The sequence below is a fragment of the Thalassovita mangrovi genome (assembly GCF_009857745.1).
In the GTDB taxonomy this organism is placed as follows: domain Bacteria; phylum Pseudomonadota; class Alphaproteobacteria; order Rhodobacterales; family Rhodobacteraceae; genus Thalassobius; species Thalassobius mangrovi.
The window spans coordinates 12,581-33,393 of the sequence record NZ_WWEN01000009.1; the positions used below are offsets into that span (position 1 = coordinate 12,581).

22 protein-coding genes are annotated in these 20,813 nt (G+C 64.1%); 9 read left to right on the forward strand and 13 right to left on the reverse strand.

Annotated features, from left to right (window positions below; genetic code table 11):
• Positions 1-36 precede the first annotated feature (36 nt).
• Entirely contained in the window at positions 37-864 is an 828-nt protein-coding gene (locus GR167_RS16920; RefSeq protein WP_160974912.1) for a zinc-ribbon domain-containing protein, read from the reverse strand.
• Between the two features lie 156 nt (positions 865-1,020).
• Between GR167_RS16920 and GR167_RS16925 the strand changes: the two genes are divergently transcribed.
• The 4 genes from GR167_RS16925 to GR167_RS16940 are packed head-to-tail and all read left to right on the forward strand — an operon-like array spanning position 1,021 to position 3,941.
• Positions 1,021-1,698, forward strand: coding sequence for a cell division ATP-binding protein FtsE (locus tag GR167_RS16925; protein WP_160974913.1), 678 nt, complete (start codon positions 1,021-1,023; stop codon positions 1,696-1,698).
• On the forward strand, positions 1,695-2,597 hold the full coding sequence (locus GR167_RS16930; protein WP_160974914.1) for a cell division protein FtsX: 903 nt from the start codon (positions 1,695-1,697) through the stop codon (positions 2,595-2,597). Before GR167_RS16925 ends, GR167_RS16930 begins: the two co-directional genes overlap by 4 nt.
• Positions 2,597-3,349 carry a lysophospholipid acyltransferase family protein gene (locus GR167_RS16935; RefSeq protein ID WP_212770025.1) on the forward strand — a complete coding sequence of 251 codons (753 nt, stop codon included), beginning with the start codon at positions 2,597-2,599 and terminating at the stop codon, positions 3,347-3,349. The genes GR167_RS16930 and GR167_RS16935 overlap by 1 nt, the downstream gene beginning before the upstream one ends.
• A complete protein-coding gene (locus GR167_RS16940) occupies positions 3,336-3,941 on the forward strand; it encodes a pyridoxamine 5'-phosphate oxidase family protein (RefSeq protein WP_160974915.1) in 606 nt (201 codons plus the stop codon). Before GR167_RS16935 ends, GR167_RS16940 begins: the two co-directional genes overlap by 14 nt.
• 20 nt (positions 3,942-3,961) lie before the next feature.
• Here GR167_RS16940 and GR167_RS16945 read toward each other — a convergent pair whose 3' ends face one another.
• Positions 3,962-5,209 carry an MFS transporter gene (locus GR167_RS16945; RefSeq protein WP_160974916.1) on the reverse strand — a complete coding sequence of 416 codons (1,248 nt, stop codon included), beginning with the start codon at positions 5,207-5,209 and terminating at the stop codon, positions 3,962-3,964.
• Positions 5,210-5,355: 146 nt separating this feature from the next.
• On the opposite strand from GR167_RS16945, the gene GR167_RS16950 reads away from it, so the two are divergent.
• A complete protein-coding gene (locus tag GR167_RS16950) occupies positions 5,356-6,036 on the forward strand; it encodes a nitroreductase (RefSeq protein ID WP_160974917.1) in 681 nt (226 codons plus the stop codon).
• Positions 6,037-6,112: 76 nt separating this feature from the next.
• Here GR167_RS16950 and lpdA read toward each other — a convergent pair whose 3' ends face one another.
• The 9 genes from lpdA to GR167_RS16995 form a co-directional block, all read right to left on the reverse strand.
• Positions 6,113-7,501: a dihydrolipoyl dehydrogenase gene (gene lpdA / locus GR167_RS16955; protein WP_160974918.1), complete on the reverse strand. Its 1,389-nt coding sequence runs from the start codon at positions 7,499-7,501 to the stop codon at positions 6,113-6,115.
• Positions 7,502-7,620: 119 nt separating this feature from the next.
• Entirely contained in the window at positions 7,621-7,767 is a 147-nt protein-coding gene (locus GR167_RS16960; RefSeq protein WP_160974919.1) for a hypothetical protein, read from the reverse strand.
• A gap of 149 nt (positions 7,768-7,916) precedes the next feature.
• Positions 7,917-9,431, reverse strand: a complete 1,515-nt coding sequence (gene odhB / locus GR167_RS16965; protein ID WP_160974920.1) for a 2-oxoglutarate dehydrogenase complex dihydrolipoyllysine-residue succinyltransferase — start codon at positions 9,429-9,431, stop codon at positions 7,917-7,919.
• Between the two features lie 3 nt (positions 9,432-9,434).
• Positions 9,435-12,404: a 2-oxoglutarate dehydrogenase E1 component gene (locus GR167_RS16970; RefSeq protein WP_160974921.1), complete on the reverse strand. Its 2,970-nt coding sequence runs from the start codon at positions 12,402-12,404 to the stop codon at positions 9,435-9,437.
• A 35-nt stretch (positions 12,405-12,439) separates the two neighbouring features.
• The gene (locus GR167_RS16975; protein WP_160974922.1) at positions 12,440-12,616 is read right to left on the reverse strand and encodes a hypothetical protein; all 177 of its coding nucleotides are present in this window, start codon (positions 12,614-12,616) and stop codon (positions 12,440-12,442) included.
• Between the two features lies 1 nt (position 12,617).
• Positions 12,618-13,505 (reverse strand): succinate--CoA ligase subunit alpha, encoded by an 888-nt coding sequence (gene sucD, locus GR167_RS16980; RefSeq protein WP_160974923.1) that lies wholly within the window; start codon positions 13,503-13,505, stop codon positions 12,618-12,620.
• 47 nt (positions 13,506-13,552) lie between these two features.
• Positions 13,553-14,248, reverse strand: a complete 696-nt coding sequence (locus GR167_RS16985) for a hypothetical protein (protein ID WP_160974924.1) — start codon at positions 14,246-14,248, stop codon at positions 13,553-13,555.
• A 5-nt stretch (positions 14,249-14,253) separates the two neighbouring features.
• Positions 14,254-15,447, reverse strand: a complete 1,194-nt coding sequence (sucC, locus tag GR167_RS16990; protein ID WP_160974925.1) for an ADP-forming succinate--CoA ligase subunit beta — start codon at positions 15,445-15,447, stop codon at positions 14,254-14,256.
• 385 nt (positions 15,448-15,832) lie between these two features.
• Positions 15,833-16,246, reverse strand: coding sequence for a DUF4345 domain-containing protein (locus GR167_RS16995; RefSeq protein ID WP_160974926.1), 414 nt, complete (start codon positions 16,244-16,246; stop codon positions 15,833-15,835).
• 119 nt (positions 16,247-16,365) lie between these two features.
• Here GR167_RS16995 and GR167_RS17000 point away from each other — a divergent pair, with 119 nt between their 5' ends.
• Positions 16,366-16,917: a TetR/AcrR family transcriptional regulator gene (locus GR167_RS17000; RefSeq protein WP_160974927.1), complete on the forward strand. Its 552-nt coding sequence runs from the start codon at positions 16,366-16,368 to the stop codon at positions 16,915-16,917.
• A 69-nt stretch (positions 16,918-16,986) separates the two neighbouring features.
• Here the strand turns inward: GR167_RS17000 and mdh are convergent, their stop codons facing one another.
• Positions 16,987-17,949: a malate dehydrogenase gene (gene mdh / locus GR167_RS17005; RefSeq protein ID WP_160974928.1), complete on the reverse strand. Its 963-nt coding sequence runs from the start codon at positions 17,947-17,949 to the stop codon at positions 16,987-16,989.
• 168 nt (positions 17,950-18,117) lie between these two features.
• On the opposite strand from mdh, the gene GR167_RS17010 reads away from it, so the two are divergent.
• A complete protein-coding gene (locus tag GR167_RS17010; RefSeq protein WP_160974929.1) occupies positions 18,118-18,864 on the forward strand; it encodes a sulfite exporter TauE/SafE family protein in 747 nt (248 codons plus the stop codon).
• A 10-nt stretch (positions 18,865-18,874) separates the two neighbouring features.
• Here GR167_RS17010 and GR167_RS17015 read toward each other — a convergent pair whose 3' ends face one another.
• Complete coding sequence (locus GR167_RS17015; RefSeq protein ID WP_160974930.1) at positions 18,875-19,183, reverse strand: hypothetical protein; 309 nt, start codon at positions 19,181-19,183, stop codon at positions 18,875-18,877.
• A 186-nt stretch (positions 19,184-19,369) separates the two neighbouring features.
• Here GR167_RS17015 and GR167_RS17020 point away from each other — a divergent pair, with 186 nt between their 5' ends.
• Together GR167_RS17020 and GR167_RS17025 are read left to right on the forward strand one after the other, a co-directional pair.
• On the forward strand, positions 19,370-20,227 hold the full coding sequence (locus GR167_RS17020; RefSeq protein WP_160974931.1) for an HpcH/HpaI aldolase/citrate lyase family protein: 858 nt from the start codon (positions 19,370-19,372) through the stop codon (positions 20,225-20,227).
• 40 nt (positions 20,228-20,267) lie between these two features.
• A complete protein-coding gene (locus GR167_RS17025) occupies positions 20,268-20,813 on the forward strand; it encodes an NnrU family protein (protein ID WP_160974932.1) in 546 nt (181 codons plus the stop codon).

Sequence of the window (20,813 nt, forward strand, 5' to 3'; positions counted from 1 at the left end):
CGAAATCTGTGCCAGATTTCGCGCCCCCGCAGCCCGCTAGCTCGCGTCGGACCCCATCGCGTCCAGCTTGACCAGCAGCGCCTTGACCTGGGCATCCAGCGCGCCGCGCGCCTGGTCGACAACGGTGACATAGCTGCCCAGCACCGGTTTCAGCGCCGGGACCTTCGCCGCAATCGGACCGGCATAGGCGTAAACCATCCAGAGAACGGCGGCGATCAGCAGCGCCAGAAGGAAACCGCTGCGGAAGCCGCTGCGCGGATTGGGGGCGGCTTCGACCGCGCTGCCGGGGGTGTCGTGATCGTCTGCCTCGGCCGGGCGGCGGTCGCTCGCGGCGCGCAGCGAGGAATTGATTTCGTCGATATCGGGCAGCAGGTCGCGGCGCGAGGCGGATTCTTCCTCAGCGGAAACGGATTCGGGTAGAATGTCCTCGGGGTCTTCGCCGCGCATCCGCGCCATCCGTTCGCGGGCCTGCCGCGCCCGCCGGGTCGGTTCGTCCTCGGGTTCGGCCAGGCCCAGGTCGGGCTGGCTTTCCAGCCCGCCGCCGCGTTCGGCTTCGCGGGCGCGCGCTTCGCGTGCGGCCTCTTCGCGCAGCACCTCGGCGATCGACGGATCGAGCTGGCGCCGTTGCGGCGCCTCGGCGGCTTCTTCCTCCGGTTCCGGTTCGGGGGCGATATCCTGCATCCCCGCCTCGGCCAGATCCGTTTCGGGCAGGTCCAGGTCGCCGGGCGTCCCGGCCATGTCGTCGGGATGCTGCTGGAACCAGGTATGGCCGCAATTGGAACATTGCACGTCGCGCCCCGCTTCCGGGATCACGCCATCGGGCACCTCGTACTGCGCCCCGCAATTCGGGCATGTAAGCCGCATTTCGCCCCCTTTTATCCCGTTCCCCGGCTTGCCTTGTCGAAGGTGACTATATGGCGGAACATGGGTGTCGAAAAGTGCAAAGCTTAACAGAGCTTTGCCGCATTGCATCTGGGCCTCGTGTCGTGCAGAAAAAGGCAGCGTTCAATGGGGGCAGCGGTGATCGAGTTAGAAAACGTGGCGTATAGTTATGGCGGTGGTGAACTGCTGAGCGACATTTCCCTGAAACTGTCGCCCGGGTCGTTCCATTTCCTGACCGGACCTTCCGGCGCGGGCAAGACCACCTTCATGAAACTGTGCTACGGCGCGCTTCTGCCAACCGCCGGTCACGTGCGGCTGTTCGACCGCGACGTGCGGCTGATGGACCGCGACGAGATCGCGCTGAACCGCCGCCGCATCGGGGTGGTGCATCAGGATTGCCAGTTCCTTGACCATCTGCCGCTGCGCGAAAACATCGCCCTGCCGCTGACCGTGTCGGGGCGCCACAATATCGACGAACTGGCCAATCTGAAGGAACTGATGGCCTGGGTCGGGCTGAAATCCCGCGCCGAGGCGCTGCCGCCGGAACTGTCGGGGGGTGAACGGCAGCGCGCCGCGCTGGCCCGCGCGGTGATCATGTCGCCCGACGTGGTGCTGGCGGACGAACCCACCGGCAATATCGACTGGGAGATGTCGCAGCGACTGCTGCAATTGCTGGTCGAACTGAACCGGATGGGCAAGACGATCATGGTCGCCACCCACGATTTGAACCTGATCCGCGCCGCCAAGGGGCAGGTGCCCGCGCGGGTGCTGCGGATCGCCAACCGGCGGGTGCAGTTGGCGGGGGCGGACCTATGAGCATCGCGACACGTTTCACCACGCTGTTCGTCGGCGACGCGCAGGCCGACCGGGTGGTGCCGCCGAGCGGCTTCACCGCCAACCTGACCACCTTCAGCGCCGCCGCGATGGCTTTCCTGGCGGTGTTCGCGCTGGCGCTGTCGCTGGCCGCCGGGCGGCTGGCCGATCGCTGGAGCAACGACCTGGCGCGCTCGTCGACGCTGCGGATTTCCGCACCCGCCGACCAGATGGAAACCCAGGTGGCCGCCGCGTTGCGGGTGCTGGAAACCACGCCGGGCGTGGCCACCGCGAAGGCGCTGAGCGAAGAAGAACAACGCGCTCTGCTGGAGCCGTTCTTCGGCCCCGACCTGCCGCTCGATACGCTGCCGATCCCGCAGCTGATCGAGATCGACGAGACCGCGCAAGGCTATGACGCCGCCGGGTTGCGGCTGCGGCTGGCGGCCGAGGTGCCCGGCGCGGTGCTGGACGATCACACCCGCTGGCGCAAACCGCTGGTGCGGGCGGCGTCGCGGCTGCGGCTGCTGGGCTGGACGTCGTTCCTGCTGATCGGCGGCGCGATGGCGGCGATGATCACGCTGGCGGCGCAGGCGGCGCTGTCGGCCAACAAGCAGGTGATTTCGGTGCTGCGGCTGGTCGGCGCGCAGGACAGCTATATCGCCGGCGCCTTCGTGCGCCGCTTCACCCTGCGCGGCTTCACCGGCGCGGCGGCGGGGATGGTCGCGGGGCTGATCGCCGTCACCCTGCTGCCCTCGGCGCAGCAGGAGGGCGGGTTCCTGACCGGGCTCGGCTTCCAGGGCGCCGATTGGTTCTGGCCGCTGCTGATCCCGGTGATCGGCGCCGCTGTCGCCTTCGCCGCCACCCGCGCCGCCGCTACCCGCAAGCTGAAGGAACTGCCGTGATGCTCCGCACGATCGCCCATGCCTGGCAATGGCTGCGCAGCCTGGTCTTCGTGATCCAGATCTATGCAATGATGGGGATCATCGGAATCCTGTTTTTCCCCGCCGCTTTGCTGACCCATCACGGTGCCCGCTATGCCTGCAAGCTCTATTGCCGCTGGGTGCTGTGGTCGGCGCGCTGGATGGTGGGGCTGCGTGGCGAGGTCCGCGGCGAGGTGCCCTCGGGCGACCTGATCGTGGCGGCCAAGCACCAGTCCTTCTTCGACATCCTGCTGATCTTCAACGCCCTGCCTGCGGCGAAATTCATCATGAAGCGCGAATTGCTGTGGACCCCGGTGATCGGCCAATACGCCTATCGCATCGGCTGCGTGCCGGTCGATCGCGGCAAGCGCGGCATGGCGATCAAGAAGATGGTCGCGGATGTCGCCAAGGGCAAGAAACTGCCCGGTCAGCTGGTGATCTATCCGCAAGGCACCCGCGTCGCCGCCGGGGTGAAAAAGCCCTACAAGGTCGGCGCGGCGGTCCTGGCCGAGGAGCTGGGCGAGGATTGCGTGCCGGTGGCGACCAATGTGGGCGTGTTCTGGAAGCGCACCGGGATTTACCGCAAGCCGGGGCTGGCGGTGGTGGAATTCCTGCCGGCGATCCCGGCCGGATTGCCGCGCACCGAATTCATGGCGCGGCTCGAAGAGGAGGTGGAAACCGCCTCGGACGCTTTGATGAGAGAAGCGGGGTTCGATCCGGATGCAGTGGATTGAGGATATCGAGGCGCTTGAGGCGCTTTACGGCGAACCGGGTGAGGCGTCGCTGAAGAAGGTGGCGCGGCGGATGACGCCGGAATACCGCCGCTGGATCATGGCGTCGCGGTTCTGCGTGGTGTCGACCGTCGGGCCCGAAGGCGCCGATGGCAGCCCGCGCGGCGATGACGGCCCGGTGGTTCTGGAACTCGACGAACACACGCTGGCGCTGCCCGACTGGCGCGGCAACAACCGGATCGACACGTTGCGCAATATCGTGCGCGACCCGCGTATCGCGCTGATGTTCATGGTGCCGGGATCGTCCAACGCGGTGCGGGTCAATGGCGAAGCGCGAGTGACGGCGGATGAGGACCTGATCGCGCGGTTCGACCGCAACGGCAAGCAGCCGCGGTCGGTGATCGTGATCCGCATCCAGGAAATCTACACCCAGTGCGCCCGCGCGATCATCCGGGCGCGGTTGTGGTCGGGCGAGGACGAAAGCGGCGACCTGCCCACGGTGGGGCAGATCCTGTCAGCGATGACCGAGGGCGATTTCGACGGCGAAAGCTATGACCGCGACTGGGCCGGACGCGCCGCGACGACCATGTGGTAAGAGCCGCGCTCGGGTGGGGCCTACACCTCGTCGAAGCGCAGTTTCAGGAAGCCGTAAAGCAACAACAGGAAACAGATCGCTGCCGAGATGAGATAAGGCGCATGCAGCGCCGCGATTCGCCCCAGCCCCGGTTCCAGCGCCGCCACCAGTGCCCCGGCGCCAAGCGCACCGAAGGGCATCGCCCCCCAGCCGAAGAAGCGATAGACCGAATTCACCCGGCCCAGCAGTTGGTCGGGAATACGCCTTTGCCGGTAGCTGACGGTGACCACGTTCCACAACATGCCGCCCGCCGCCTCCAGGAACAGCGCGATCCCGGCCAGGGTGACCGAACTGAACAGGCCCAGCAGCAGTTGCAGCAGCATGAAGGCGAACAGCGCCAGCATCAGGCTGGCGCGCATGCCGATGCGCCGGGCCAGCCTTGGGGCGGTCAGCCCGCCCAGCACCCCACCCGCCGCGCCGCAGGTCAGCAGCAGGCCGTAACCGGCCGCGGAAAGCCCCAGCACCTCTTGCGCATACAGCACCAGGATGGTCATGCCGCCGATGAACACCGCGTTGATCGCGGCCAGCATCAGCGCCAGACGCAGGATTTTCCGGTTGCGGCGCATCCAGGACAGCCCCTCGACCAGCGCGGGCCAGAACCGCGCGCGGCTGCGCGTCGGCGATGGCGGCAGGGCGATCAGCCAGATCAGCGCCGCCGACAGCGCGAAGGTGGCGGCGTCGACCCCGAAAGGCAGCGCGATCCCGGCGCCGATCAGAACGCCTGCCAGCGGCGGGCCGATGAACTGGTTGGTGATCTGTTCGGCGCTCCACATCTGGCCATTGGCCTGTTCCAGGTCGTCCGGGCGGACCAGCGAGGGCATCACGGTCTGGGCGGCGTTGTCGCGGATCACCTCCGCCGTACCAAGCAGGAAGGAAATGAGCGCAAGGGTCAGGATCATCCCCGTCCCGCCGGTCGCGGGCGGTATCGCGGCGGCGGACAGAACCATGCCGGTGATGCAAAGCGTCAGCGCCAGCCGCACCAGATCGGCCCGCACCATCAGCCGCCTGCGGTCGGCGCGGTCGGTCCAGACGCCGGCGGGCAGGGCGAACAGGAACCAAGGCAGCCGCTGCGCCATGGCGACGGCCGAGATCAGCAGCGGGTCGCGGGTCAGCAGCGTGGCGAGCCAGGGCATGGCGACGCTGGACACCCCGTCGCCCAGGTTGGACACGGCGCTGGCGGAAAAGATCAGCCGGTAATTGCGGTTCGACTTGAGCAGAATATGCGACATGAAAATTCCTTTTCAGGTAGAATGAAGATATTCCCGTGTGGCGCAATAGTGGAACCGCGCCGCCGCCCGTGACGCCGCGTTCTGCGTTGACCAGGGCCTGCGATTATCCAACCCTCGCCGCCGGAGAAGGAGACAGGGAGGACAAGATGGAACTGGAACAGGCGATAAACGGGCGGCGCAGCATTCGCGGCTACAGGCCCGACCCGGTGCCGCGCGCTTTGCTGGAAGAAATCATCGCGCTGGCCAGCCGGGCACCGTCGTCGATGAACACGCAGCCCTGGCATTTCCACGTGCTGACCGGCGAACCGCTGGAACGGGTGCGGCAGGGCAATTGCGAAAAGATGCTGGCCGGTGTGCCGCCGCAGCGCGAAATCCCCGATCACGGCACCTATGAGGGCGTCCACCGGGAACGGCAGGTGGAGATCGCCAAGCAACTGTTTGCCGCCATGGGCATCGCCCGCGAAGACAAGGAAATGCGTCAGGACTGGGTGATGCGCGGGTTTCGCCAGTTCGACGCGCCGGTGTCGATCGTGGTGACCTTCGACAAGTCGGCGCAGATGCATGGCACCATCGCGCATTTCGATCTCGGCGCGGTTACCTTCGGGCTGGTGCTGGCGGCGTGGGACCGCGGGCTGGGCACGGTGATCAACGGGCAGGGCATCATGCAATCGCCCGTCGTGCGCGAGGTGGCGCAGATTCCCGACGATCAGGTGATCATGACCTGTGTCGCCATGGGCTGGCCGGACGAGGAATTCCCGGCCAACGCGGTGGTGTCGCGGCGCCGCCCGGTGGAGGAAACCGCGCGGTTCGTCGGCTTCATTGACTGATCAATCCTGAGCGTTGCCAGCAAAAAGGCCACCCGAGCGGGTGGCCTTTTCGATATTGGCAATCACTGCGGCAGGATCACACGTGGATCGCACCGTCGCCGCAGGCCAGCGCCGCTTCGCGCACCGCTTCCGAAAAGGTCGGGTGGGCGTGGCAGGTCAGCGCGATGTCTTCGGCCGAGGCGCCGAATTCCATGCCGACGCAGATTTCGTGGATCAGGTCACCCGCCGACGGGCCGATGATGTGGCAGCCCAGGATGCGGTCGGTTTCGGCATCCACCAGCAGCTTGACGAAGCCTTCGCCCTGGAACACCGCCTTGGCGCGGCCATTGCCCATGAAGGGGAACTTGCCGACCTTGTAGGCGCGGCCTTCTTCCTTCAGCTGCTGTTCGGTCTTGCCGACGGTGGCAACCTCGGGCGTGGTGTAGATCACGCCGGGGATCACGTCGTAATTCACATGGCCCGCCTTGCCGGCGATGACCTCGGCGCAGGCCATGCCTTCGTCCTCGGCCTTATGCGCCAGCATCGGCCCGTCGATCACGTCGCCGATGGCATAGATGCCGGGGACGTTGGTCTGCCAATGCCCGTCGGTCCTGATCTGGCCGCGTGGGCTGAGTTCCACGCCAAGCGCTTCCAGCCCCAGCCCGTCGGTGAAGGGTTTGCGCCCCGTCGCGACCAGCACCACGTCGGCGTCGACCGTGGCCTCGCTATCGTCCTTGCGCAGCTTGTAGGTGACCTTGGCCTTGGTTTTCATCGCTTCGACCGACTGCACGGCGGCGCCCATGACGAAGTTCAGCCCCTGTTTCTTCAGCACGCGCTGGAGGGTTTTCTGCACCTCGGCGTCCATGCCGGGGGTGATCTGGTCGAGGAATTCCACCACGGTCACCTCGGTGCCGAGCCGGGCATAGACCGAGCCCAGTTCCAGCCCGATCACGCCGGCGCCGATCACCACCAGCTTCTTCGGGATCTTCGGCAGTTCCAGCGCGCCGGTGGAGCTGACCACGACCTTCTCGTCGATCTCGACGCCCGGGATCGAGGAGGCTTCGGAACCAGTGGCCACGATGATGTTCTTGGCCTCATGGATGTCGTCGCCGACCTTGACCTTGCCCGCCTCGGGGACCTGTGCCCAGCCCTTGATCCAGTCGATCTTGTTCTTCTTGAACAGGAATTCGACGCCCTTGGTATTGGTCGCGACGACGTCGTCCTTGTAGGCCAGCATCTGTTTCCAGTCGACCTTGGGCGCGGCGCCCTTCAGGCCCATCTTTTCGAAATTGTGTTCCGCCTCGTGGAGCTGGTGGGAGGCATGCAGCATCGCCTTGGACGGGATGCAGCCCACGTTCAGGCAGGTGCCGCCCAGGGTGTCGCGGCCTTCGACACAGGCGGTTTTCAGGCCCAGCTGGGCGCAGCGGATCGCGGCCACGTAGCCGCCGGGGCCGGCGCCGATTACGATTACGTCATATTGTGCCATTGGGTGTCTCCGTCAGGTCTTTGAGGGTGGTGTTGCGTGTTGGCGGGCGGGGCGGGGGGCTGTCTGCCCCCCACGGCCCTGGCGGGCCTCCCCCCGAGGATATTTGTGAACAGAAGAAGTCATGCGGCGTTCCTGATCCGGGCGCGGCGCTGCTCTGGCGTCAGGATCGCGGCGAAGCCCGGCCCCTGGTGATCGGCGATCCGTTTCAGTGCGCAGAAACCTTCGTTGCGCATGCAGGAGACGAGGGCGGTTTTTTCGGCGGTCATGTCAGGACGCCCTTCCGGAAAAGCCGGTCGGGAACGGCATCTGGAAAGAACGACACGAGGACCAACACGAAAACCTTTCCCGTTCCGGATAAGGCGGACCGTGGCCCGCCTTTCCCTGTTTTCCGTAGGGTGGGGTTTTACCCCACCGCTTACAGATCCATCAACAGCCGGCGCGGGTCTTCCAGCGCTTCCTTGACGCGGACCAGGAAGGTCACGGCGCCCTTGCCGTCGACGATGCGGTGATCGTAGCTCAGCGCCAGGTACATCATCGGGCGGATCTTGATTTCGCCGTTGATGACCATCGGGCGGTCCTGGATCTTGTGCATGCCCAAGATACCCGATTGCGGCGGGTTCAGGATCGGCGAGGACATCAGCGAGCCGTAGACGCCACCGTTCGAGATGGTGAAGGTGCCGCCCTGCATTTCGGCCATGCTGAGCTTGCCGTCGCGGGCGCGCTTGCCCTTTTCGGCGATCGCCTTTTCGATCTCGGCAAACGACATCTGGTCGGCGTCGCGGATCACCGGAACGACCAGGCCCTGCGGGGTGCCCGCGGCGATGCCCATGTGGACGAAGTTCTTGTAGACGATGTCGGTGCCGTCGATTTCGGCGTTGACCTCGGGAACCTCTTTCAGCGCGTGGCAGCAGGCCTTGGTGAAGAAGGACATGAAGCCCAGGCGGGCGCCGTGTTTCTTCTCGAACAGGTCCTTGTATTCCTTCCGCAGCGCCATGCATTCGGTCATGTCCACCTCGTTATAGGTGGTCAGGATCGCGGCGGTGTTCTGCGCGTCCTTCAGGCGGCGCGCGATGGTCTGGCGCAGGCGGGTCATCTTGACCCGCTCCTCGCGTGCGGCGTCATCGGCGCTGACCGGGCCGCGCGGCATCGGGGCCTGGGCGGCGGGCGCGGTGGCGGCGGGGGCTGCCGCGGCTGCGGCGACGGCCTTGGCCACGTCCTGCTTCATCACCCGGCCGTCCTTGCCTGTGCCGGCCACGGCGTCGCGGCTGATGCCCGCTTCTGCCATCGCTTTCTTGGCCGAGGGTGCGTCTTCGACATCCTTGCCGGTCGCGGCCGTAGCGGCGGCGGGGGCAGGGGCTGCGGTGGCCGGGGCGGCGGCGACAGCGCCCGCGCCGGAGGCGATCACCGCCAGCTTGGCGGAGGCATCGACGGTGGTGCCTTCGCCGGCCACGATTTCGGCCAGCACGCCGGCGGCGGGAGCGGGCACTTCGACCGACACTTTATCGGTTTCCAGTTCGCACAGCATTTCGTCCTGCGCCACGGTGTCGCCCACTTTCTTGAACCAGGTGGAAACCGTGGCCTCGGTCACCGATTCACCCAAGGAGGGTACCATCACATCGACCGACTGACCTGCGGCGGCCGGGGCTGCGGCAGCTTCGGCCTTGGCGGCGGGCGCCGGGGCGGGGGCTGCGGCGCCTTCGGTGATCATCGCCAGCAGGGCGTCGACGCCGACGGTGGAACCTTCCGCGGCGATCACCTCGGCCAGGGTGCCGGCGGCTGGGCTGGGGACTTCGACGGTTACCTTGTCGGTTTCCAGCTCACACAGCATCTCATCGGCGGCGACGGCATCGCCCGGTTTCTTGAACCAGGTGGCGACCGTCGCTTCGGTGACGGATTCGCCGAGGGTGGGGACACGTACTTCGGTCGTCATCGGTTATTTTCCTTCGATGGTCAGCGCGTCGTCGACGAGCTGTTGTTGTTGCGCTTTGTGCTGGCTTGCCAGACCGGTCGCGGGCGAGGCCGAGGCGGCGCGTCCGGCATAGGTCGGGCGGGTGTGCTTGGCGCCGATCCGGGTCAGCACCCATTCGATATTGGGTTCGATGAAGGACCAGGCGCCCTGGTTCTTCGGTTCTTCCTGGCACCAGACCATTTCGGCGTTCTTGAACCGGTCCAGTTCCTTGGTCAGGGTCATCGCCGGGAACGGGTAGAACTGTTCGACCCGCATCAGGTAGACGTCGGTCAGCCCGCGCGCGTCGCGTTCTTCCAGCAGGTCGTAATAGACCTTGCCCGAACACATCACCACGCGCTTGATCTTGTCGTCGGCCACCAGCTGGGTGTCGGAATGGCCCTTCTCGGCGTCATCCCACAGCACCCGGTGGAAGGACGATCCGGTCAGGAAATCCTCGGCATCCGAAATGCACATCTTGTGACGCAACAGCGATTTCGGCGTCATCAGGATCAGCGGCTTGCGGTAGGTGCGGTGCAGCTGACGGCGCAGGATGTGGAAATAGTTCGCCGGCGTGCTGCAGTTGGCGACGATCCAGTTGTCGCCGCCGCACATGGTCAGGAACCGTTCCAGACGGGCCGAGCTGTGTTCCGGGCCCTGGCCTTCGAAACCGTGCGGCAGCAGGCAGACCAGGCCGGACATCCGCAGCCACTTGGCTTCGCCCGAGCTGACGAACTGGTCAAACATGATCTGCGCGCCGTTGGCGAAATCGCCGAACTGGGCTTCCCACATGGTCAGCGCGTTCGGTTCGGCCAGCGAATAGCCGTATTCGAAACCCAGCACCGCGTATTCCGACAGCATCGAGTCGATGACCTCGTAGCGGGCCTGGCCCTCGCGGATGTGGTTCAACGGGTAGTAGCGTTCCTCGGTGTCCTGGTTCACCAGGCCCGAATGGCGCTGCGAGAAGGTGCCGCGGGTCGAATCCTGGCCCGACAGGCGCACCGGGTAGCCTTCGGTCAGCAACGACCCGAAGGCCATCGCTTCGCCGGTCGCCCAGTCGAAGCCGGTGCCGGTTTCGAACATCTTCTTCTTGGCGTCCAGCAGGCGGTCGACGGTTTTGTGCAGCTTGAACCCGTCGGGCGCGCGGGTCAGAGCCTCGCCCACCTGTTTCATGGTGTCTTCGGAAATCGCGGTCTGGCCGCGCTGGTATTTGTTGCGCTGCTGCTTGTCCAGATGCGACCAGCGGCCGTCGAGCCAGTCTGCCTTGTTCGGCTTGTAATCCTTGCCCGCTTCGAATTCCTCGTTCAGCTGGGCCTGGAAGGCGGCCTTCATGTCCTCGATCTCACCTTCCGGGATCAGACCGTCCTGGACCAGCCGTTCGGTATAGAGCTGCAGCGTGGTCTTGTGGCGCTTGATCCGGTTGTACATGACCGGGTTGGTGAACATCGGTTCATCGCCTTCGTTATGGCCGAAGCGGCGATAACAGAACATGTCGATGACCACGTCCTTGTGGAATTTCTGGCGGAACTCGGTCGCCACCTTGGCGGCGTGCACCACCGCTTCGGGATCGTCGCCGTTGACGTGGAAGATCGGCGCTTCCACCATCAGCGCGATATCGGTCGGATAGGGCGAGGAGCGCGAGAAATGCGGCGCGGTGGTGAACCCGATCTGGTTGTTCACCACGATATGGATGGTACCGCCGGTGCGGTGACCGCGCAGGCCCGACAGGCCGAAACATTCCGCCACGACGCCCTGACCGGCAAAGGCCGCGTCGCCGTGCAGCAGCACCGGGATCACCGTGTGGCGTTCGGGGTCGTGCGCCTGGTCGGTCTTGGCGCGCGCCTTGCCCAGTACCACCGGGTTCACCGCTTCGAGGTGCGACGGGTTGGCGGTCAGCGACAGGTGCACCTTGTTATTGTCGAATTCGCGGTCCGAGGAGGCGCCGAGGTGATATTTCACGTCGCCCGACCCGTCCACGTCCTCGGGCTTGAAGCTGCCGCCCTGGAATTCGTTGAAGATGGCGCGGTAGGGTTTGCTCAGCACGTTGGCCAGAACCGACAGGCGGCCGCGGTGCGGCATGCCGATGACGATTTCCTTGGCGCCCAGGTTGCCGCCGCGCTTGATGATCTGTTCCATCGCCGGGATCAGCGCTTCGCCGCCGTCCAGGCCGAACCGCTTGGTGCCCATGTATTTCACATGCAGGAACTTCTCGAAGCCCTCGGCCTCGACCAGCTTGTTCAGGATCGCCTTGCGGCCTTCGCGGGTGAAGGTGATTTCCTTGTCGAAGCCTTCGATCCGTTCCTTCAGCCAGCCGGCTTCCTCGGGGTTGGAAATATGCATGTATTGCAGCGCGAAAGTGCCGCAATAGGTGCGCTTCACGATCTCCATGATCTGGCGCAGCGACGCGATCTGCAGCCCCAGCACGTTGTCGAGGAAGATCGGCCGGTCCATGTCGGCCTCGGTGAAGCCATAGGAGGTGGGGTCAAGTTCCGGGTGCGGGGTCTGGTCGCGCATCCCCAGCGGGTCGATATCGGCGATCAGGTGGCCGCGGATCCGGTAGGCGCGGATGATCATCAGGGCGCGGATCGAATCCAGGACGGCGCGCTTGACCTGTTCGTCGGAAATCTCGACGCCCTTTTCGGCGGCCTTGGCGGCGATCTTGTTGCCCGCTTCCTTGGCTTCCTTGACCGGGGCGGCGGGCCATTGCCCGTCCAGCGCGGCGGTCAGATCGTCATTGGGGGTCGGCGGCCAGTCGGCGCGCGCCCAGGACGGGCCCTGCGCTTCGGCCTTCACGTCCATTTCCTCGTCGCCCAGCTGGCGGAAGAATTCCTGCCAGGCCTCGTCTACGGCATTGGGGTCGTTGGCATAGCGGGCGTAAAGCTGTTCGAGATATTCCGCGTTCTGCCCCTGCATGAAGCTGGAGGCGTGGAAGATATCGTTGGGGGACTGGTCATTCATGGCGCTGTTCCTCAAAGGAAACGGGGGTGAGGGTCTTATCTAAGCGGATTGGGGCGAAGAAGCTCTCCGCCCCAGAAACTCGTCGTCGTCTCGGCCTTCTTGACCGAAACGACGGTGATCGGGACAAGCGCCCCGATCAAGGCGACGAAGAGCAGGGCCGCGGGGCTTCCCACGGCGCGGCCTTGCCCGTTATGGTCGCGCAGCCGGTCCATCTCAGCCGAGCTCGATGGCTTTCTGAACGGCTTCGCCCAGGGTGGCGGGGCTGTCGGCGACAACGATACCGGCGGATTTCATCGCCTCGATCTTGTCTTCCGCGCCGCCCTTGCCGCCGGCGACGATCGCGCCTGCGTGGCCCATGCGGCGGCCCGGAGGTGCAGTGCGCCCGGCGATGAAGCCCGCACAAGGCTTCCAGCGGCCCTTCTTCTTCTGTTCCTTCAGGAACTCGGCCGCTTCTTCTTCTGCCGACCCGCCGATTTCCCCGATCATGATGATCGAGTGGGTTTCGTCGTCGTCCAGGAACATGTCCAGCACGTCGATATGTTCGGTGCCCTTGATCGGGTCGCCGCCGATGCCGACCGCCGAGGACTGGCCCAGGCCGATGTCGGAGGTCTGCTTGACCGCCTCATAGGTCAGGGTGCCAGACCGCGACACGACGCCGACCGAACCACGCTGGTGGATGTGGCCGGGCATGATGCCGATCTTGCAGGCGCCGGGGGTGATGACGCCCGGGCAGTTCGGCCCGATCAGGCGCGAGGAGCTGTCGATCAGCGCGCGCTTCACCTTCATCATGTCCAGCACCGGGATGCCTTCGGTGATGCAGACGATCAGTTCCATTTCCGCGTCGATCGCTTCGAGGATCGAGTCGGCCGCGAAGGGCGGGGGAACATAGATCACGGTGGCGTTGGCTTCGGTCTTGGCCTTGGCTTCGTGCACCGAGTTGAAGACTGGCAGGCCCAGATGTTCCTGGCCGCCTTTGCCCGGGGTCACGCCGCCGACCATCTTGGTGCCGTAAGCGATTGCCTGTTCGGTGTGGAAGGTACCTTGCGAGCCAGTCAGGCCCTGACAGATTACCTTGGTGTTTTCATTTACGAGGACTGCCATTTGGCGTGCTCCTTGTTTTCTGTGCGCTGCAAGCGCAGATACGTATGTTATTGTCTGGCAGTGAAGTATACTGACACCCGACGTGCCGACCGCGACCCGGACATAGAGCCCGAAAGTTCAAGACTGTGGGCGCCGTTTGTCCAAGTCTGTCCGCCCGCAGATTGATAGCCCAATGATTGCAAAGTGCTGATCGCGGACGCCCGAACACTGCTTTCGTGGCCGGACGAGGTGATTTCAATCGTGCAGTAGTTTTCTCTGCGGATCGAATTTCCCCGCAGCGACAAACGTGCAGATTTGGTTTCCCCGTTCAGCATTGCAAAGGTGCTGGTGGCGAACTTTCTGTAGTAGGTACGACGTGTTTCCGAATTTCTCTGAAGGCTGTAGCCGCGCTGAGTTACGATATCGGCATTGGTAAAGTTCCCCCAAACCGAATTGACGCAAGCTTGAACCAGCAACGGCACATCGCCAATGGGATCGTTCGCAGCTGCAAAGACAGGCGACGAATATCCCACCGAAGCATTCGAAAGCGCCGGTTCCATTGCCGGAGCCTGAGCGACTGCGGATTGGACCGGCTGAACGGGTGCAACCGGGATGGATGCGGTCACTGGCATTGGTGTCGGCTTGCTGTCGCCATAGGGTGACTCGAGCTGTGGACCGTCGCGGACCTCCATGAGGTCCGAACTGCCGCAACTTGCAAGCAGAGTTGCCGAAGCAAACAACAGCGATGCCAGAGAAAACCGCATCAAACTCAACCCTTCACCGCTTTCACGATCTTCTCGGCGCCGTCGCTGAGGTTGTCAGCGGCGATCACGTTCAGACCCGAGGTGTTGATGATCTCCTTGCCGGCTTCCACGTTGGTGCCTTCCAGACGGACGACCAGCGGGACCTGCAGGCCGACTTCCTTCACCGCGGCGACCACGCCTTCGGCGATGACGTCGCAGCGCATGATGCCGCCGAAGATGTTGACCAGGATGCCTTTGACGTTCGGGTCCGAGGTGATGATCTTGAACGCCTCGGTGACCTTTTCCTTGGTGGCGCCGCCACCCACGTCGAGGAAGTTGGCCGGTTCCGCGCCGTAGAGCTTGATAATGTCCATCGTGGCCATGGCCAGACCCGCGCCGTTCACCATGCAGCCGATTTCACCGTCCAGCGCGATGTAGTTCAGGTCGAACTTCGACGCGGCCAGTTCCTTCGGGTCCTCTTCGGTTTCGTCGCGCAGCGCGGCGATGTCGGCGTGGCGGTAGACCGCGTTGCCGTCGAAGCCCAGCTTGGCGTCCAGCACCTTGAGGTTGCCGTCGTCCATCACGATCAGCGGGTTGATTTCCAGCATCTCCATGTCTTTCTCGACGAAAGCACGGTAGAGGTTGCCCATCAGCGCGACGCATTGCTTGACCTGCGCGCCGGTGAGGCCCAGGGCGAAGGCGATGCGGCGGCCGTGGAACGGCATGTAGCCGGTAGCCGGATCGACGGAGAAGCTGAGGATCTTTTCGGGGGTCGACGCGGCGACTTCCTCGATATCCATGCCGCCCTCGGTCGAGCAGACGAAGGAAATGCGCGACGACTGGCGGTCGACCAGCAGCGCCAGGTACAGTTCGCGTTCGATGCCGGAACCGTCTTCGATATAGATGCGGTTGACCTGCTTGCCTGCCGGGCCGGTCTGATGCGTGACCAGGGTGCGGCCCAGCATCTTCTTGGCTTCCTCGGCGGCTTCTTCCACCGACTTGGCCAGGCGCACGCCGCCTTTTTCACCGGCGTCGGCTTCCTTGAACTTGCCCTTGCCGCGGCCACCCGCGTGGATCTGGGCCTTGACCACCCAAAGCGGGCCGTCGAGTTCGCCAGCGGCGGTTTTGGCGTCTTCGGCCTTCAGGACGACACGTCCTTCCGAAACCGGGGCGCCGTATTCGCGAAGCAGTGCTTTCGCCTGATACTCATGAATGTTCATGAACCTATCCCGTCTTGCTACGATTGGTTTTCGGTCTGACACAGGCCAACGCGATGTTTAATCGTTTTTTTAGGCGCGGACGGGATTTGGGGAAGATTTCTGCAATTTGTGATCACACGCGCAAAAAGCGTGATCACAAACGCGAAGTCGGCTTTCGTCGTGATTCGCGGCACGCCAAATTTATTCAAAAAGCTGAAGATTATCAGGTTAAGTTTTTCCCGCAGGGCAGGGAGCGCGGCCCCTGCCGGTTTTCTCAACGGTGGTCTGCCGCACCTGCGCGGCGTGGTTTCCCAAGGCGAGTTACGGATTGCGTTGGGGCTCGGCGTCAAAAAGGCGGGCCTCATCCCCCGGATGAGACCCGCCTGTTTCGGTTCTGAATGTGAGCTTAGTTGGCAGCCATCGGCGTGCCGTTGCCAGTGCCCTTGCCCCGCCACAGCAGGACAAGCGCGGCCAGCCCCAAGGCCCATTCGATCGCCATGACCGTGGCCAGCGTCGCGTCCGGCGCCCCGTCGAAACCGAGGCTGACGACACGGCCCAGACCGTAGCCGAGAAAGGCCAGGGCGGAGATCAGCAGCGCCAGTTCGATGCGGCTGCCCCGCAGCGCGGACCAGAGCACGAACAGGCCGCAGACCAGCAAGACCATCCCGCCCGAACGCAGGTCGGAGCGCAGCAGGGTCATGTCGGGCAGGCTGTGCCCGGAACTGGCATACATCACGTCCGGCGCGAAGCTGAGCATCAGGCCGACCAGCAGCAGGACGGTGGAGGACAGGAAGAGGAAAGGTTTGATGAATTTTGTCATGGTAAGTCTCTTTTTGACACGGTGTAAGAATATCGGTTAGATGCCGCAAAACCTTACATCGTGTCAATTGAAAATCTTACATCATGTCAAATAAACGAACAAAAACCCGCCAACTCCTTATGGATACAGTCCTTTCTCTGTTGCTGGCCCCCGAGGGATCGCCCCTTCGGATGATCGACGTGGCCAAGGCCGCAGGCGTCACCCGGCAAACGGTCTATGATCATTTCTCCAATCGCTCCGAAATGCTGACCGCAGCGATTCAGCATTTCGGCGATCAGCTGGATATAGACACCCGGCTGGCCCCCAGCCGCGCCGCACCGGACGGGCGCAGCCGCCTGACCGCCTATACCCAGGCGATGCTGGACTTCTTCCCGGCGATCTATCCCTTGAAGCAATCGCTGATGCGGATGGGGCCCGGCGACGAGGAAGCCAAATCGGCCTGGGAAGACCGGATTCACGCGATGAAGGAGGGCTGCGCGGCGGCCGTCCATGCGCTGAAATCCGATGGCGATCTGCTGGATCACCTGACCGAGGCACGGGCGACGGATCTCTATTTCACCCTGCTGAGCATGGACGGCTGGGCGCATTGCGTGCTGGAAAATGGCTGGCCGGAAGCGGACTATCTGGCCGAAATGCAGCGGGTGACCCGTCTGGCCCTGGTGAAGCCCTGAACCTATGGCAAAAGAAAAAGGGCCCGGAAAACCGGACCCTTTCGAGATGTCTTGCAGACGATCTGACGCTTATGCCAGCGACGGATCGATTTCCTTACAAGCGGCGACCAGGCCTTTGACGGCGTCGACCGACTTGTCGAACATGACCTGTTCTTCCTTGTTCAGCTTGATGTCGACGACCTTCTCGATGCCACCGGCACCGATCACGGTGGGCACGCCGACATACATGTCCTTGACGCCGATCTCGCCGTCGCAATAGGCGGCGCAGGGCAGGACGCGCTTCTGGTCTTTCAGGTAGGCTTCGGCCATTTCGATCGCCGAAGTGGCGGGCGCGTAGAAGGCCGAACCGGTTTTCAGCAGGCCGACGATTTCGGCGCCGCCGTCACGGGTACGCTGCACGATGGCGTCCAGCTTGTCCTGGGTGGTCCAGCCCATTTCGACCAGGTCGGGCAGCGGGATGCCTGCGACGGTCGAGTAGCGCACCGAGGGAACCATGGTGTCGCCGTGGCCGCCCAGAACGAAGGCGGTGACGTCTTTCATCGACACGTTGAATTCTTCGGCCAGGAAGTGGCGGAAGCGGGCCGAATCCAGCACGCCTGCCATGCCGCAGACCTTGTTCGCGGGCAGGCCCGAGAACTGCTGCAGCGCCCAGACCATCGCGTCGAGCGGGTTGGTGATGCAGATCACGAAGGCGTCGGGGGCGTTCTTGGCGATGCCTTCGCCGACCGATTTCATGACTTTCAGGTTGATGCCCAGCAGGTCGTCGCGGCTCATGCCCGGCTTGCGCGGCACGCCTGCGGTGACGATGCAGACGTCGGCGCCCGCGATGTCGGCGTAATCCTGAGTACCCTTCAGCGAGGCGTCAAACCCTTCCGAGGGGCCCGATTCAGCGATGTCGAGCGCTTTGCCTTCGGGGGTGCCTTCGGCGATGTCGAACAGAACGACGTCACCGAGTTCTTTCAGGGCTACGAGGTGGGCAAGGGTGCCACCGATCTGTCCTGCGCCGATAAGGGCAATCTTGGGTCTGGCCATGGAATTTATCTCCGGTCCGTTGAGAAATCGCGCATGGGGTAGACCCTTCCGATCTTTCACGCAAGAGTGCTGCGATGCGGCGGCGGGATTTTTGTGACTGTCATATGACGATTTTTGCAGCTAAATCAGGGCCGATAGCGCGAATAGCGGGGATTTAGGGAAATGCATATGGACTTGGCCACTTTGGCGATTGCCGCGGCGGCCGTGGTGTTTGCGGGCATTTCCAAGGGCGGTTTCGGGTCGGGGGCGGCGTTTGCCTCGGCGGCGATTCTGGCCATCGTTCTGGAACCGGGCCAGGCGATCGGGATCATGCTGCCGCTCTTGATGCTGATCGATGTGTCGACCCTGCGCCCCTATTGGAAAAAGTGGAGCTGGCCCGAGGCCCGCGTGCTGATCCTGGGATCGCTGCCCGGGATCGTGGCGGGCGGATGGCTGTATCAATCGGTGGACGCGGATGTGTTCCGCATCCTGATCGGCGGTATCGCGGTGGCCTTCGTGGCCTGGCAACTGGCGCTGAAGCTGAAACTGATCGGCGCGCCCAGGCGGGCGATGCCGGTCTGGGGCGGCGCGATCGCCGGGGCGGTGGCAGGCTTCACCAGCTTCATCAGCCATGCGGGCGGGCCGCCGGCGGCGGTTTACCTGCTGTCGCGGGGGCTGGGCAAAACGCCCTATCAGGCGACCACGGTGCTGACCTTCTGGGCGGTCAACCTGGTCAAGTTCGTGCCCTATTTCCTGCTGGGCATCTTTTCGGTGCAGACTTTCCTGGCCGACCTGGTGCTGGCGCCCTTCGCGCTGCTTGGCGCGTGGATCGGTGTGCGGCTGCATTACCAGATTCCGGAGCGGGTCTTTTTCGGCCTGACCTACGTGTTGCTGATCCTGACCGGGGCGAAGCTGATCTGGGATGGGGTGATGTGATCGCGCCGGTTCAGATCCGGGTGCCCTGCGCGGGCTGCACCCCGGCCAGCGCCTCATAGGCCTGGCCGCTGGCGAGCAGGCAGCTCAGCCCGTTCGGCAGGGTGGCGAGGATGGTCCAGGTGCCGGTGTCACCCGAGGCGTAAACCTCGATCACCGAGTTATTCGACCCCAGCCCGATGGATTGCCGGGTTTCGCCATAGCGGTCGGCCAGTTGCGCGATCACCTGATCGCGGGGTGCGCAGCGGTTGGCGCTTTGCGCCTGCGCCGCACCCGCCAGCATCAGCGCGGCGCAGCTGAGCGTGAAGAGCTTGCCTGTCATCGTCATCCCCTTCCATTTGGCCCTTGTCCGATGCGTAAAGCCTGCCGGTTCGGCGCTGAAGACGTGGTTAACGCCGCGCCCCGTGCTGCAGCGCCGTTACGTATTTCTGCGATGCGGCAAAAATCTGCTTGAAGTTTTTGGTAAAAAATGCCCAATTCCGCGCAAGATTGTTGCGAGGAGAAGAAAATGGACATGACCGCCCGCCCGTACCGTTCGGTTCTTTATATTCCCGGGTCCAAGGACCGGGCGCTGGACAAGGCGCGGGGGCTACCGGTCGATGCGATCATCTTCGATCTCGAAGACGCGGTGACGCCCGACGCCAAGGTCGAAGCGCGCGCCACGCTGAAGGCGGCGCTGGATCAGGGCGGCTATGGCAACCGGGCCAAGATTATCCGCATCAACGGGCTGGATACCGAATGGGGCAAGGGCGATGTCGAGGCGCTGCGCGACGCGGATGCCGACGCTTTCCTGCTACCCAAGGTGGACAGCGCGGCGGATGTGCAGGCGCTGGCCGATCTGCTGGGCAACGGCAAACCGATCTGGGCGATGATGGAAACCCCGCTGGGGATCATGAACGCGCTGGAAATCGCCGCGCATCCGCAGCTGGCGGGTTTCGTCGCGGGCACCAACGATTTGGCGAAGGAACTGAACTGCCGCTTCCGGGCCGACCGCCTGCCGATGCAGATGGCGCTGCAGACCATCCTGCTGGCGGCGCGGGCGCATGGCGTGGTGGCGATCGACGGCGTCTACAACCAGTTCAAGGATGACGAGGGGTTGAAAGTCGAATGCGATCAGGGCCGCGACATGGGCTTTGACGGCAAGACCCTGATCCACCCGGCGCAGGTCGAGGTGACCAATGCCGCCTTCGCCCCCTCCGAGGCGGAAATCGACCTCGCCAAGCGCCAGATCGCGGCGCTGGAGGAAGTCGAAGCGTCGGGGCAGGGCGTTGCGGTGGTCGACGGCAAGATCGTCGAAAACCTGCATGTCGAAACTGCGAAAAAGACCCTCGCCAAGGCGGCGGCTATTGCCGAACTGTCCAAATAAGGCACATTACGCCCAGACACCTGTTTAATTGGAGGCATCCATGATCTGGCTTATTCTGGGCGTGCTGTTGTGGTCGGGCGCGCATCTGTTCAAACGACTGGCGCCCGATCTGCGCGCCTCCTGGGGCGAAAAGGCCAAGGGGCCGATTGCCCTGGCGGTGCTGTTGTCGCTGGTGCTGATGGTGGTCGGCTACCGCATGGCCGACGGCGCGGTGTTCTGGGGCCGGACCCCGATGCTGGCCGGGATCAACAACCTGCTGATGCTGCTGTCGATCTACCTGTTCGCCGCATCGGGCATGAAAACCCGGATCACCGCCAAGATCCGCCATCCGCAGCTGGCCGGGGTCAAGGCCTGGGCGCTCGGGCACCTTCTCGTCAACGGTGACGTGCCTTCCTTCATCCTGTTCGGCGGAATGCTGATCTGGGCGGTCTTTTCGGTCATTCAGATCAACAACATGGAACCGGAGTGGAAGAAACCGACCGAATTTTCCACCGGCAAGGAAATCGGCGCTGCCGTCGGCACCGTTCTGGTGTTCGGCGCGATCGCGATGATCCACACCTGGCTTGGCTATAACCCGTTTGGATGA

Bases quoted from the DNA above. Each gene is read 5' to 3' on its own strand.
- GR167_RS16940 (WP_160974915.1), top strand. From the start codon at position 3,336: ATGCAGTGGATTGAGGATATCGAGGCGCTTGAGGCGCTTTACGGCGAA.
- GR167_RS16920 (WP_160974912.1), bottom strand. From the start codon at position 864: ATGCGGCTTACATGCCCGAATTGCGGGGCGCAGTACGAGGTGCCCGAT.
- GR167_RS16960 (WP_160974919.1), bottom strand. From the start codon at position 7,767: ATGACCGCCGAAAAAACCGCCCTCGTCTCCTGCATGCGCAACGAAGGT.
- GR167_RS16945 (WP_160974916.1), bottom strand. From the start codon at position 5,209: ATGTCGCATATTCTGCTCAAGTCGAACCGCAATTACCGGCTGATCTTT.
- GR167_RS16930 (WP_160974914.1), top strand. From the start codon at position 1,695: ATGAGCATCGCGACACGTTTCACCACGCTGTTCGTCGGCGACGCGCAG.
- GR167_RS17000 (WP_160974927.1), top strand. From the start codon at position 16,366: ATGGATACAGTCCTTTCTCTGTTGCTGGCCCCCGAGGGATCGCCCCTT.
- lpdA (WP_160974918.1), bottom strand. From the start codon at position 7,501: ATGGCACAATATGACGTAATCGTAATCGGCGCCGGCCCCGGCGGCTAC.
- GR167_RS17015 (WP_160974930.1), bottom strand. From the start codon at position 19,183: ATGACAGGCAAGCTCTTCACGCTCAGCTGCGCCGCGCTGATGCTGGCG.
- GR167_RS16995 (WP_160974926.1), bottom strand. From the start codon at position 16,246: ATGACAAAATTCATCAAACCTTTCCTCTTCCTGTCCTCCACCGTCCTG.
- GR167_RS16935 (WP_212770025.1), top strand. From the start codon at position 2,597: ATGCTCCGCACGATCGCCCATGCCTGGCAATGGCTGCGCAGCCTGGTC.
- GR167_RS17010 (WP_160974929.1), top strand. From the start codon at position 18,118: ATGGACTTGGCCACTTTGGCGATTGCCGCGGCGGCCGTGGTGTTTGCG.
- GR167_RS17020 (WP_160974931.1), top strand. From the start codon at position 19,370: ATGGACATGACCGCCCGCCCGTACCGTTCGGTTCTTTATATTCCCGGG.
- GR167_RS16950 (WP_160974917.1), top strand. From the start codon at position 5,356: ATGGAACTGGAACAGGCGATAAACGGGCGGCGCAGCATTCGCGGCTAC.
- sucD (WP_160974923.1), bottom strand. From the start codon at position 13,505: ATGGCAGTCCTCGTAAATGAAAACACCAAGGTAATCTGTCAGGGCCTG.
- odhB (WP_160974920.1), bottom strand. From the start codon at position 9,431: ATGACGACCGAAGTACGTGTCCCCACCCTCGGCGAATCCGTCACCGAA.
- GR167_RS16975 (WP_160974922.1), bottom strand. From the start codon at position 12,616: ATGGACCGGCTGCGCGACCATAACGGGCAAGGCCGCGCCGTGGGAAGC.
- GR167_RS17025 (WP_160974932.1), top strand. From the start codon at position 20,268: ATGATCTGGCTTATTCTGGGCGTGCTGTTGTGGTCGGGCGCGCATCTG.
- GR167_RS16970 (WP_160974921.1), bottom strand. From the start codon at position 12,404: ATGAATGACCAGTCCCCCAACGATATCTTCCACGCCTCCAGCTTCATG.
- sucC (WP_160974925.1), bottom strand. From the start codon at position 15,447: ATGAACATTCATGAGTATCAGGCGAAAGCACTGCTTCGCGAATACGGC.
- mdh (WP_160974928.1), bottom strand. From the start codon at position 17,949: ATGGCCAGACCCAAGATTGCCCTTATCGGCGCAGGACAGATCGGTGGC.
- GR167_RS16985 (WP_160974924.1), bottom strand. From the start codon at position 14,248: ATGCGGTTTTCTCTGGCATCGCTGTTGTTTGCTTCGGCAACTCTGCTT.